This is a genomic window from Paenibacillus caseinilyticus (genome assembly GCF_027533645.1).
GTDB lineage: Bacteria > Bacillota > Bacilli > Paenibacillales > NBRC-103111 > Paenibacillus_G > Paenibacillus_G caseinilyticus.
The window spans coordinates 331,767-344,351 of record NZ_JAQAGY010000001.1 but is presented as its reverse complement, the minus strand read 5'-3'; the positions used below and the strand labels follow the sequence as shown (position 1 = coordinate 344,351).

Below are 12,585 nucleotides of genomic sequence, written 5' to 3'. Positions count from 1 at the left end.
ATTGACACCCGGCGGGTCAAGGGCTATACTTTTGTTAAACGTTTACGTAAACGATTAACACTAGCGATGAGCTGTACAGGAAAGGAGGAGAACGGCTATGCGTCCGGGTATCAAACAGGTGGCGGAGCGGGCGGGGGTCTCAACGGCGACTGTATCCCATGTCATCAACGGGACGCGGTTCGTCTCCGAAGAAGCCAAGGCCAAGGTGAACGCTGCCATGGAGGAGCTGAGCTACCGGCCGAATTCCGTCGCGCGGAGTCTGCGCAGCCAGAAATCCATGGCCGTGGGACTCATCGTCCCCATTCTCCCTTCCGACACGTCGAACTTCTTTTTTCTTACCGCGGCGCAGGGCATTCAGAAGGTGCTCCGGGAGCACGGCTACCAGCTGCTGCTCAGCAGCAATACGAGCGGGACGGCGGAGGAAGAGCAGGAGCAGATCCGCCTGTTCCAGGCGCAGTGGATCGACGGGCTCCTCATCGCGCCCTCGGCGGGCGGTGCGGGATACCCGCAGGAGCTGGCCGGGGCCGGCTTCCCCGTCGTGTTCATCGACCGCAGGCCGCAGGGCTTCGCCGGCGACTGCGTGCTCGGGGACAGCTATGGCGGCGCCTACGAGGCGGTGAGTATGCTGCTCGGCAAGGGCCACCGCCGCATCGGGTTCATCACGGGCGGGGAGAGCATCACGACCGGCAGCGAGCGCTATGCGGGGTACCGGCAAGCGCTGGAGGACCGGGGCGTTCCGCTCGACCCGATGCTCGTGAAGTCGGCCGTATCCAGCTTCGAGAGCGGCTATTCCTGCGCGGAACAGCTGCTCACGGACAAGAGCATCACGGCTCTGTTCATCGCGAACAACGTGCAGACGATGGGGGCGATGAAGTATGTCCAGGAGAGCGGGCTGCGCGTTCCCGGGGAGCTGGCGGTCGTCGGGTTCGACGATTATGACTGGACGCGGATCACGACGCCGCCGCTGACCGTCATCCGGCAGCCGGCGTACGAGCTCGGCTGCCGGGCGGCCGAGGTGCTGCTGGCACGCATCGAGCATCCGGAGGCGGAGCCGCAGGAGTACCGGCTGCCGGCTGAACTGGTAATGAGAGAATCGTGCTGAGTGCGAAGAGGCATATCACTATACTGGAGTTTAGGAGCGGTGGGAAGATGAACTATGATGTAACGGCACTAGGTGAAGTGCTGATCGATATGACGCCGGCTGGCAAGTCGGACAAGGGTTACCAGCTCTATGAGAGCAATCCGGGCGGAGCGCCGGCCAATGTGCTTGCCGCGCTGTCGAAGCTCGGCAAGCGGACGGCATTCATCGGCAAGGTGGGGGCCGACGGCTTCGGCACGTACCTGAGAGATACTCTGGAGGAGTGCGGCATCGACACCTCCTCTCTCGCGGTCACCGAGGAAGCGAATACGACGATGGCCTTCGTGCATCTCAGCGAGGACGGAGACCGTTCCTTCAGCTTCTTCCGCAAGCCGGGGGCAGACCGGCTGCTCGAAGCGGGCGAGATCGATGGAGAACTTCTGGCCCAGTCACGGATCTTCCACTTCGGATCGATCTCCATGACGCACGAGCCCTCGGCCGAAGCGACGCGGTATGCGGTCTCCCTGGCCAAGGCGTCGGGGGCGCTGATCTCCTTCGACCCGAACCTGCGGATGCCGCTCTGGAGCGATGCGGCTCATGCCAAAGCGATGATGCAGTACGGGCTCGGCTGCGCCGATGTTGTGAAGATTTCGGAGGAAGAGCTCGAATTCCTCACCGGCACATCCGATCTGGAAGAGGGCTCCCGGCAGCTGCTGGAGACCTTCGGCATCGCCTTGATTCTAGTGACACTGGCAGAGCGGGGCAGCTTCTACCGCTTCGGCAGCCGTACCGGCCTGGTGTCCGGGTACCGGGTGGACACCGTGGATACGACAGGAGCGGGGGATGCGTTCCTCGGCGGCGTGTTGTTCGGGCTGCTCGAGGGGGGCAGCCGTCTCTCCGCGCTGACGGAGGAGCAGGTCCGCGGAGTGGTCGCGTTCGCGAATGCGGTGGGCGCGCTGGCTACGACGGTCAAGGGCGCCATTCCGGCCATGCCGGAGCTGGCGGCGATCCGCCGCTTGATGGATAACTCCCGCTAAGTTCATAGCTGACCGGAAGGCTGCGTAGAGCGGCGTACCGGTCAGCTTATTTGTTTGCCGGCGGATAGGCGGGGCGGCTTCCCTAAGGCTGCATTTGTTCAGCCCGGGCTGCCGCTCGCTCCTTTTTAAGAAAAACTTCAGGAGTTTTCCGGGGACATTCTGAAGGGTTGCGCCGTACGATACGTCTTAGTTAGTATAGAGCCGTACGAACGGCGAGTGTTCATAAGAAGAGGGAGGAGTGGAGCCCGATGACAACCGACACCCTGCTGGCCTTGATCGAGCAGTATGGTTATGCGGCCTTGTTTTTTTCCTTGTGGCTGGGTATTGTGGGCGCGCCGATCCCGGATGAAGCCGTTGTGATGACCGGAGGGGCCGTGACGGCCAGCGGCCTGCTGGAGACGGTTCCCGCCTTCGTGCTGACTTATCTCGGCGTGATCTCGGGATTGTCGCTCGGCTATGTTCTCGGCCGGTATGCGGGAATGCCCATTCTCGACAGACTGAAGAGAAAGCCCAAGATGGAGAGGTACATCCTCCGCTCGGAAGAGCTTGTGAAGCGGTACGGCAATCTGTCGCTGGTGATCAGCTATTTTCTCCCGGTCGTCCGTCACGTCCTGCCCTACCTTCTGGGACTGAACCGCATGCCGTTCCGCCGGTATGCCGTGATCTCTTATTCCACCGGCCTGTTGTGGACGCTGCTCTTCTTCCTGCTCGGCCGGTATGCCGGAGCGCATGCCGAAGAGACGCTTCGGTATTTGTCCGGACAGGGGCTGAGGTTTCTCTGGATTCCCGCCGCGGCTGCGGTTATGTGGTGGGCGTTCCAGGCTGCCCGGCGTCGGCAGGAGCGGGAGCTTGTCAGGAAGAATTCTTCCTCTTAGTTTCCGCAGCCGAAGCCCGCGGGAACTCCCTAATTTGGGGGCTATGGCCCTACTCCATTTGTAGAAATTAGTCGGATGCCCGGCGCGGGAAGCTGGATACATGTCGGAACGGCTTCTTTTTAGGGAGAAAGGGTCCTTTTTTTGCCTCCCCAAAGCTGATACTATTCTCATAGGTAAGGCAGCCCGGGGAGGAAGCGCGTCTGCAATGATACATTTTGTATCGATTCTTGTATCGAAAAGAGTGAAGGCCCTGCAAACTCCCGGGCATGCCGCAAAATAGATAGAGAAGGAGTGATCGGGTATGAGCGGAAAGAAATTGTCTTACGAGATCCTGCTGCTGCGGTGCGTCGGGTGTTTGCTTGTCGCCGCGGTACATGCGGTCATCATGACCTACCGGATTCACGATCCCATACCGAATGAGCTGTTCCGGTTGGCACTGAATTCCATCCGGACGATCTGTTCGGTGGGCACACCGATATTCATCTTCATTACGGAATTCCTCATCGCCAAGAACTATAAGGAGGATCTGCCGAAGCAGTTCATCGGCAAACGGATCAAAGTTCTGATCCCCCCTTACATTGCGATGGGCATCATCGGTTCGCTCTATAAGGTGCAGGAGAGCGGCCAGCCGTTCACGGCGTACAATCTCGGCATACAGAGCTTGAAGAACATTTTCCTCGCCGACTACAACGGATATTTCATCGTAATCATCATCCAGTTTATCCTGATTCATTATTTGTTCCACTACAAATTGAAAACCTGGCCGGCCAAGATTGTCCTGCCCGCGTCCTTCCTCGTAAACTTCGCTTATCTCGCATTCTTTAACTTTGTTCCCCCCTTCGGTTTCAGCGAGGCGACAGCCGATCACATTTGGTACTACCTGAGTTGGATGCCGTTCTTCGGCTGGTCTTTCTACTTTGCGCTCGGTTACTATTGCGGCAAGCATTACGAGAAGTTCCTGGAGACGCTGAACCGCAACAAATGGCTCGTTCTTGCGGCGCCTGTCGTATTCGGTGTTCTGCTGCTGGGGACCAAAATGCTCGGCATTCCGAAGGTGAATACGTCGAAGACGATCTGGTACCTGTTCTTCACCCCGGCGGTGACGTTCCTGATCTTCTACCTGTCGAGCAAGCTGAAGAGCATTCCGAATTTCCTTGTGTCGGTCTCCGACCACTCCTTCGGCATTTATCTGACCCATGCGGTCATCATGAGGGTGTTCGTCCTGCTGTACAAGCCGTACTTTGCGGATATGCCGGCTATCGTCACCTTCGTGCTCATCTATATCACCTGCGTAAGCTTAGCGATGCTCCTGACGAACCTGCTCAACAAAGTGCCGTTCGGCAAGTATATTGTCGGACCGGTACGGGATAATGCCAGAGCCGTGAAAAAGCAGCAAACCGTCCAAATGCCCCCTGTGGTGCCCGCGGCTAAGTAAGGCACCGCCTCCCGGCGGAGCAGCAGCAGGGTCATAGGCATAACAAAAACAAGCTTCTTCGGATTGTGGATTCCACGAACCGGAGAAGCTTGTTTTTTGGCATGCCGCCGTGAGGATCAGATATGCTCATACCTCACAGGTTCCTGCGAACGCTGAATGATGTAGCCGAGATGGCGCAGGCGCTCCTGCATTTTGCCGACGCCGAAGTCCTCCATGAACTCCAGCAGGCACTGCTCGCCGCCGCGCAGCGTGTCTTCGTCGAACAGCTCGCCGACCACGTTGTCGCGGTTGTCGAAGAGGTAAGGGGCGAAGGAATACTCGGATACGCCTTCTTCGTTCTTCTCGATGACCACCCGCATGGCGAGGCCGAGCGGATGCAGCAGGCGGCGGTTAATCTCAAACAGGAGTCCGGTTTTTAGCAAGAATTCCGCACCGTTGTGGATCTTGCCGTCCTCGCTGCGGCCAAGGGCTTCCATCAGGAGCTGCTGGGATGGGGTCAGGTTCATTCTTCATTACCTCCGATTCACTTAAGGACTGGTTGGTTTTACCTTTTGGGTTTTTACCTTTTATCGACGGGTTCTTCTAATCTATGAATACGACGGTGGATTTATTTATATTCTTGACACCTTTTCATTCTACTAAACATACCGGAGGCGGAATATGATAGATTTCACACCTCGCAAGGGTAAGAACTAAGGACAGGAGGCTGACGCACGAGACGGAAGACAGGCGGGAAGGTGCCGCGGCAGGGTTGGGGCTAGCAATGTGCAGCGTAACCCTGGAGAGAAAAAAGGATAGGGAGCGGGAGGAATTCACATGCTGGATATAAGAGAACTGGGAGCGGAGGAAGGCGGCCGTACCGATTGCACGGCGGTGTTCCAGGAGGCGGTGGACCGGGCCAAAGCGGCGGGGGATAAAATCTTCGTGCCGATCGGCACCTACCTGATCGAGGGGGAACTGCGGGGACTCGACAACGTGTTCATCGAGGGTGTCGCCTCTAACAAGCAGTATTGGCCGCAGGAGGATGACTTTGCGACCGGCGCATCGGTGCTTGTCGGCGGCGGCGCCAATGCGCTGTTCGCGGGGGATGTGCAGCGGGCGACGATCGACAACCTCTGCTTCACGAACTTCGCGAAGATCGCGCAGAAGACGAGTCCCCGCTCGATGCGCTTTCGCAACTGCTCCTTCAAGAACATGGTGGTGCTAGATGCGCCTTCGGGCGAGAAGGGAGCCTACCATAACTTCCGTTTCTTCGGATGCGACTTCACCAATTACGGGATCGATGCCACCTTCAAGGGCCGGATTATCGACTCCGTATGGAAAGACTGTACGTTCGTCGGGGCGGCTGCGTTCGATCTCGTGCAGGGCAAGGCGAACCTCATCGCCCACAACCGGTTCGAATGGATCGACCGGCCTTTCGCCGTGGCGATGTACGCGTGCGAATACGTCCAGCTCATCGAGAACTTCTTCGACCGGGTGCTCGGCAATGCCGTGATCCTGAAGCAGGGGAACCGCAATGTGCATATTGCGGAGAACTTGTTCAACCGCTGCGGCAGCGGGCTGACGGCCGGCGGGAAGCCGGCCGATCCGCCGCTGGCCGAGACCGGGCATGCGTTCATCCAGCTCTATGGGGAGCTGGAGAATGTCACGATCCAGAACAACGTCTTCTGCAAGGGGGACAGCGGTGACCGCGGCGGGGTCGAGACGCCCAAATATGTGCTGTCGAAGGAGCCGGACATCCCGCACTGCCGTTTTACGTTCAAAGGCAATCTGACCGCCGATGCCTATACAGACCGTCTGCTCTATGCGGCAGGCGGGTCGTACGCCAAAATCACGGCGGATACCGATGCCGTCTATCCGGCTCTCACGGCGGACGCCGTAGAACTGGCGAAGATCAGCCGCGGGCCGGTAGCGGCTTATAACAGCGCAGCCGTGCAGGTGAAGGAGATTCCTCCGAACCTCATCGTGCATAATGCGGGCGGAGAGATCGAACTGGCGCCCGGCGGCATTCAGGCCGGGCTGGTCTACGGAGGCCGGGTGAACGGCCGGCCGCGGTATTCGCGCGACGAGACCGTATTCGAGAGCGTAGACCCCTGCCGGGCGGAGGGGAAGGCGGGAAGCAGCCGCATCGTCTACGAGGTGCCCGTGTCCCGCAGCATGGCCGGGGCACCGCACACGCTGAATCTGCTCTACCGGACGCAAGGCTCGCCTTCCGGGGAAGTGGAGCTGCGCGGCGAAGACGGCCGGCTGCTGCTGAAGCTCCCGCCCTTGCCTCCGGCCGGGGAGCAGCGTCTGTATACGGAGACGTTCGTCGTCTCCGAGGCCTACCTCGGGCAGGCGGTGCATCTGCACCTCTACGCTTCCCGCGACCATCCGGACGCGGCGGGGGCGCTTGTCGAGGTGGAGGCGGTCAGCGTAGGCTACGGCCGGTCGGTGTCCCGGGCGTTCACTGACCGGATCCGTTAGAGCCCTGGCTCGAACCGCCGCTCGCGGCAGCCTCCAGGCACCGGTCCCGTATCCGGCCGCATTTCCCCGGTAAAGTTGCTCCGGCGGCCCTCCGCGAATTAGAATGGGGAATAATATCGATACTAGCGAACCGACGGAGGCCGTATTCCCATGATTACGATACTGGTAGTTGATGACGACAAGCACATCCGCGAACTGATGAAAGTCAGCTTGAGGGAGGAGGGCTTCCGGCTGGTGGAAGCGGAGGATGGGGAAGCCGCCCTGGAGCGGCTGAAGGAGACACAGGTGCACCTTGTCGTGCTCGATGTGATGATGCCCCGCATGGACGGCTTCGAGCTGTGCCGGCAGATCCGCAGGAAGCATGCCGACCTGCCGCTGCTGATGGTGACGGCCAAGGGGCAGACCGGGGACAAGGTCGAGGGCTTCCAGCTCGGCGCGGACGATTATCTCGTGAAGCCGTTCGACCCGCGGGAGCTCGTCATGCGGGTGAAGTCGCTGCTGAAGCGCTACAAGCTCGCGGCTTCCGACCGGATCCAGTGCGGCCGGGTGGAGCTCGACAAGAAGGGGTACGAGGTGATCCGGGGGGAGGAGCACCTGACCCTGCCGCTCAAGGAATTTGAGCTGTTCTATATGCTGGCGAGCCATCCGAACCAGATCCTGACCCGCAACCAGCTCATCGAGGGCATCTGGGGACTGGATTACGAAGGGGACGACCGGACGGTGGACGTACACATCAAGCGGCTGCGGGAGCGGTTCGGAGGCGAAGAAGAAGGCTTCGCCATCAAGACGATCCGCGGACTCGGCTACAAGCTTGAGGTCAAACCATGAGAGGCTCCCTGTATACCCGGATCATCCTCTCCTATCTGATCTCAGTCATCCTCGGGTTGTTCATCGCCTTTTATGCTACGGGTCTTCTCTTCGCCGATCGAATCTGGGCGGATGTGAAGGAGGATCTGCACTTTGTGGCCCTGGATCTCATCGATACGTACAAAATGACGAACGGCATGGATATCAATCAATATTTGGAGGCCCGGGTGCTGACGCGTCCTTTTTATGTCTCTCTGATCGATGCCCAGGGAGGCTTCCGGGAGTACGGCTACCGGAATGTGAAGAATAAACGGTCCGTAAGCAAGGAAGCCGTGCAGAAGGTGCTGGCCGGCGGGATTCACTACAGTATGCTGGAGGAGGGGGGCGATGAAGGCGCCCTTCTGGGCTACCCGATGGAGATCGACGGTCGTCCTTACGCGCTCTTTATTCAGCCCGCGGCACCCAAGATGGCCAAGAACATCCGCAATGCCATGGTAACGGCACTTGCCATCCAGCTGGCCGCCGGATCCGTCTTCATCCTGATCGGGGCCCGGTATCTCGTCAATCCGCTGAAGCTCATGACAAGAGCCTCCCGGAGGATCGCCAAGGGCGATTTCAACATCTCGCTCGATTGGCGGAGGCGGCGGGACGAACTAGGGGAACTAGCGGTAAGCTTCACCGAGATGGCGGGGGAACTAAAGCAGATGGAGCGGATGCGGCAGGACTTCGTCTCGAATGTGTCGCACGAGATCCAGTCGCCGCTGACCTCCATCGCGGGGTTCTCGAAGGTGCTGCAGGAGCGGCAGATGGGGGAGGAAGAGCGCGTGGAATACCTGCGGATCATCCAGACCGAAGCCCAGCGGCTCTCCCGGCTCAGCGAGAACCTGCTCAAGCTGGCGTCCCTGGAGTCAGAGCATCATCCCTTCCATCCCCAGACCTATGACCTCGACGAGCAGCTGCGCGGCGTCATTCTGAGCATGGAGCCGATCTGGTCGGCGAAGGACCTGGAGCTTCATCTCGAGCTGCCTTCCGTGAAGGTGCACGGGGATCCCGATCAGCTCAGCCAGGTATGGATGAATCTGATCGGCAATGCGATGAAGTTCACCCCGGCGGGCGGCACGGTCCGCATCCATCTGAAGCCGGGGGTGGATCAGGTGACGGTGAAGATCAGCGATACGGGAATCGGCTTCTCCGGGGAAGAACAGGCCCGTCTCTTCGAGCGCTTCTACAAAGCGGACCGCTCACGGTCGAGCGAGACCGGAGGCAGCGGCCTCGGCCTGTCGATCGTCAAGAAGATCATCGATCTGCACGGAGGCACGGTAGAGGCGGCCAGCAGGCCGGGAGAAGGGGCGGAATTCACCGTCACCCTCCCGCATATCCTCTTGAAGCGGCGGGAGTAGCAGGCCCCGCACGGCAGCTCCAATAGTTCGCAGAAGGAAGGTCCTTTGCTCTCGAAGCAAAGGACCTTTTTTTCGATGATGGGACACACTCTGTGAAAATCCGCCTGTCCTAACGCCACTCGGAGAAGAAAGTCTGTGTTCGGACAGGGAGGTCAGGATCACCCAGCAGCCACCGCATACAAAGTAAGCCTTTGGACCCGTGTGGATGCCGAAGGCTTTTCTCCGGGAGCAAGGGCCGGACGTTTCTTTGTCGAATAAAGCATTAAAATGACAATGATTGTCCCCGGCGTTCATGCTCCGTTCATATTCATGCTGTAATTTAGGCTTATCCTAGAGAAGAGACCCGAATAGGAGGGGCCATATTGAACAGTTTGACCCGGTTTTCCATGAAGAATGTAGCAGCCTTGTTCATCATCATCGCCATGCTGTTCGGCGGCGGGCTGTTCGCAGCTTCGAAGCTGAAGATCGAGAACTTCCCGGACATCTCGTTTCCGTACGTGATGGTTACCACTACATATCAGGCTGCGCCTGAAGATGTAATGGAGGAGATCACGAAGCCCATTGAAGAGAAAGTGGGCAATATGGAAGACTTGAATAACATGACATCGACATCCAATGACAGTATGTCTTCTGTCGTCCTCGAGTTCAAGCAGGGGGTGGATGTCGATAAGAAAAAGCAGGACGTGGAAAGCCTTATACAGGAGCTGAGTCTGCCAAGCTCCGCAGGCAATCCGAGTGTATCCACCTTTGGATTCTCGTCTCAGCCGGCCTACTATATGGCTCTCTACGCCAAGGACGGCATGAGCCAGTCGGAGCTTGACCGGCTCTACGAAGACCAGATTGAACCGGCATTCGAAGGCGTGGCGGGTGTCGACCATATCGACTCGGTCGGCAGCCGGGAGACCAAGATGGACATCGAGCTCGATGCCGACGCGCTGTCTGCTTACGGGTTAACGCCATCGGCCGTCACGGATGCGATCAAGAGCGCCCTGAATAACGGGCCGATCGGTACCGTAGAGATCGGCGGCAATGACAAGATGGCCCGGATCACGGCGGATGTGACCAGCGTGTACGCCCTGAAGGAGCTGGAGATCACTACCGGTACGGGCGCCCCGCTGCTGCTTGGGCAGATTGCCAAAGTGCAGGCGGTCATGGATTCGGAATTCATTGCCCGGCTCGACGGACATCCGGCGCTCGGCATTCAATTGTACAAAACAAGCGATGCGAACGCGGTGGACTTCTCTGCTGATGTGGAGGAATACATCGAGAAATGGAAGACGACCATGCCCGGCGTGGAATTTAAACTGGTGTATGACAGCGCAGATGAAGTGGAGAAATCGATCCACGGTCTCGTGAAAGAAGGGATTATCGGTGCGCTCTTGGCCGCCGTGATGATTCTCTTGTTCCTGAGAAACATGCGGATGACGCTGATCGTGCTCGTCTCGATTCCGCTGTCGATCCTGGTTACCCTGCTCATTATGATGCAGCTGGATATTACGTTGAATACGATGACCCTCGGCGGTATTTTCATCGCAGTAGGACGGGTCGTTGACGATAGTATCGTAGTTATCGAGAATATTTATACCGAGCTTCAGAAGGCCCATGAACGGAAAGAATCCGTCATTGTCAAAGCCACATCACAGGTAGCGATGGCGATTACCTCTTCGACGATTGCCACATGCGGCGTATTCGCGCCTATTGGCCTGGTGAGCGGGATTGTGGGCGAGATTTTCCGGCCGTTCGCCATTACGCTGGTCGTTGCCCTGCTGACGTCCCTGGTCGTAGCGCTGACGGTGATTCCGATGCTGGCCAAGATTCTGGTTCTGCGCGACACCAAGGCGGGTGCCGGACACAGCCATGATGATGTGCCCAAAGGCCGGATCATCAATGTGTACGAGCGCATGCTTCACTGGAGCCTGAACAACCGGATCAAGACGCTGTTGGCCTCCCTGCTGCTGCTCGTGGTGTCGATCGCGGCTATCGTGCCGAATCTGGCCGTATCGTTCGTTCCTTCGGGAGCCTCAGCGCGAACCATGTATTATCAGCTGAAGCTGCCTTACGATACTTCGATGAATTCGATGGATGCGAAGGTCAAGGAACTGGAAGCGATGATGCAGGAGTCGAAGGACAGCCAGGGACAGCCGCTGTTCACCTATATTGAGTCCCTCGTCGGTTACGGCGGTGGTGACGACCAGGTGCCGTATAAGGCGGAGATCTATGTGGAAGTCTCTGCGAATGCGGACCCCGATCAAGTCAAAGATGAATACAAAAATTTGATTCTGAACGAGCTTCCGGTAGGTTCGGAGGTTGAACCCCGCGCACTCGGAGGGGGAGGCGGCATCTCCACGACAGACTTCTCGTACTCACTCAAAGGGGATGACCAAGACCAGCTGGAGCAGGCGATGGTGATCATCCGCGAGAAGCTCGAGACGTATCCGGAGCTCTCGGAGGTCGAAGACAGCATCAGCGACTCCAAGACGCAGGTGGAGATTACGGTCGACCAGCGCAAAGCCAGAGCCTTCGGTCTCAGCGCGGCGGCTGTCCGCGAGAGTGCACGCTCCTGGATTGCCGAGCAAGCGCTCGGTGACATCAAGCTCGACAACATCACATACACAACCACGGTGTCCCTCGAGGGGGATGACAAGAACTCGCTGGAGAAGCTCGGCATCATGCCGCTGAAGAGCTCTACCGGGAAGACGGTTTATCTCAATGAGATTGCCAAAATCACTGAAGTCGAAGCTCCGATGGCCATCCAACGGGAAGCTCAAGAACAGCTTGTGAGTGTAACGGCAAAGATTAACTCGACGGACAAAAGCGGCGTAGCCGCCCGCGTCTCCGCTGAGCTGAACCAATTGGAGCTTCCAACTGGAGTTTCGCGTGAAGTCAAGGGCGTCTCCGAGGATATCAACGAAAGCTTCTCCCAGCTCTTCATGGCCATGGGCGTCGCGATATTCATGGTATATCTGATTATGGTACTGGCGTTCGGGAATGCCAGCGCTCCATTCGCGATTCTCTTCTCCCTGCCGCTTGCCGCTATTGGCGGTCTGCTCGGGCTGTTCATCAGCGGGGAATCGCTCAACGTCACCTCGATGATCGGCTTCATGATGCTGATCGGGATTGTGGTCACGAATGCCATCGTACTGGTTGACCGTGCGCAGCAGATGCGGCGCGAAGGGTATACCGTCCGGCATGCGCTGCTGGATGCGGGCTTGGTCCGTCTGCGGCCGATCATCATGACGGCCGGCGCTACGATTGTAGCGCTGCTTCCGCTGGCTCTCGGCTTCTCCGACAGCGGCGGTATGATCTCCAAGGGTCTTGCCGTTGTCGTAATCGGCGGCCTTGCGACATCGACACTGCTGACGCTGTTCGTCGTGCCGATCGTCTATGAACTGATCGAATCCGCCAAAGCCCGGCTGGCACGCCGGTTCTCGATAAATAAGGGCGCCGGTCCGGATATCACCCAGACTTCGGCAGGAATGTGAGGAGG

At 58.5% G+C, this 12,585-nt stretch carries 9 protein-coding genes; 8 read left to right on the top strand and 1 reads right to left on the bottom strand.

Features of this window, described 5'->3' with window-relative positions; translation table 11 throughout:
- Window positions 1-97 precede the first annotated feature (97 nt).
- The 4 genes from O9H32_RS01580 to O9H32_RS01565 all read left to right on the top strand — a co-directional run bounded on the left by O9H32_RS01580 (window position 98) and on the right by O9H32_RS01565 (window position 4,425).
- Window positions 98-1,102, top strand: a complete 1,005-nt coding sequence (locus O9H32_RS01580) for a LacI family DNA-binding transcriptional regulator (RefSeq protein ID WP_269863966.1) — start codon at window positions 98-100, stop codon at window positions 1,100-1,102.
- A gap of 47 nt (window positions 1,103-1,149) precedes the next feature.
- On the top strand, window positions 1,150-2,115 hold the full coding sequence (locus O9H32_RS01575) for a carbohydrate kinase family protein (protein WP_269863965.1): 966 nt from the start codon (window positions 1,150-1,152) through the stop codon (window positions 2,113-2,115).
- A 248-nt stretch (window positions 2,116-2,363) separates the two neighbouring features.
- On the top strand, window positions 2,364-2,990 hold the full coding sequence (locus O9H32_RS01570) for a DedA family protein (protein WP_269863964.1): 627 nt from the start codon (window positions 2,364-2,366) through the stop codon (window positions 2,988-2,990).
- 301 nt (window positions 2,991-3,291) lie between these two features.
- Complete coding sequence (locus O9H32_RS01565) at window positions 3,292-4,425, top strand: acyltransferase family protein (RefSeq protein WP_269863963.1); 1,134 nt, start codon at window positions 3,292-3,294, stop codon at window positions 4,423-4,425.
- 116 nt (window positions 4,426-4,541) lie between these two features.
- Here the strand turns inward: O9H32_RS01565 and O9H32_RS01560 are convergent, their stop codons facing one another.
- Window positions 4,542-4,931 carry a hypothetical protein gene (locus O9H32_RS01560; RefSeq protein ID WP_269863962.1) on the bottom strand — a complete coding sequence of 130 codons (390 nt, stop codon included), beginning with the start codon at window positions 4,929-4,931 and terminating at the stop codon, window positions 4,542-4,544.
- A 310-nt stretch (window positions 4,932-5,241) separates the two neighbouring features.
- On the opposite strand from O9H32_RS01560, the gene O9H32_RS01555 reads away from it, so the two are divergent.
- From O9H32_RS01555 to O9H32_RS01540, 4 genes are all read left to right on the top strand, one after another.
- Entirely contained in the window at window positions 5,242-6,891 is a 1,650-nt protein-coding gene (locus O9H32_RS01555) for a glycosyl hydrolase family 28-related protein (RefSeq protein WP_269863961.1), read from the top strand.
- Window positions 6,892-7,041: 150 nt separating this feature from the next.
- Window positions 7,042-7,719: a response regulator transcription factor gene (locus tag O9H32_RS01550; RefSeq protein ID WP_269863960.1), complete on the top strand. Its 678-nt coding sequence runs from the start codon at window positions 7,042-7,044 to the stop codon at window positions 7,717-7,719.
- Window positions 7,716-9,098, top strand: coding sequence for a sensor histidine kinase (locus O9H32_RS01545; protein WP_269863959.1), 1,383 nt, complete (start codon window positions 7,716-7,718; stop codon window positions 9,096-9,098). Before O9H32_RS01550 ends, O9H32_RS01545 begins: the two co-directional genes overlap by 4 nt.
- Window positions 9,099-9,460: 362 nt before the next feature.
- Window positions 9,461-12,580 (top strand): efflux RND transporter permease subunit, encoded by a 3,120-nt coding sequence (locus O9H32_RS01540; RefSeq protein ID WP_269863958.1) that lies wholly within the window; start codon window positions 9,461-9,463, stop codon window positions 12,578-12,580.
- Window positions 12,581-12,585 lie beyond the last annotated feature (5 nt).

Bases quoted from the DNA above. Each gene is read 5' to 3' on its own strand.
- O9H32_RS01580 (WP_269863966.1), top strand. From the start codon at position 98: ATGCGTCCGGGTATCAAACAGGTGGCGGAGCGGGCGGGGGTCTCAACG.
- O9H32_RS01575 (WP_269863965.1), top strand. From the start codon at position 1,150: ATGAACTATGATGTAACGGCACTAGGTGAAGTGCTGATCGATATGACG.
- O9H32_RS01570 (WP_269863964.1), top strand. From the start codon at position 2,364: ATGACAACCGACACCCTGCTGGCCTTGATCGAGCAGTATGGTTATGCG.
- O9H32_RS01565 (WP_269863963.1), top strand. From the start codon at position 3,292: ATGAGCGGAAAGAAATTGTCTTACGAGATCCTGCTGCTGCGGTGCGTC.
- O9H32_RS01560 (WP_269863962.1), bottom strand. From the start codon at position 4,931: ATGAACCTGACCCCATCCCAGCAGCTCCTGATGGAAGCCCTTGGCCGC.
- O9H32_RS01555 (WP_269863961.1), top strand. From the start codon at position 5,242: ATGCTGGATATAAGAGAACTGGGAGCGGAGGAAGGCGGCCGTACCGAT.
- O9H32_RS01550 (WP_269863960.1), top strand. From the start codon at position 7,042: ATGATTACGATACTGGTAGTTGATGACGACAAGCACATCCGCGAACTG.
- O9H32_RS01545 (WP_269863959.1), top strand. From the start codon at position 7,716: ATGAGAGGCTCCCTGTATACCCGGATCATCCTCTCCTATCTGATCTCA.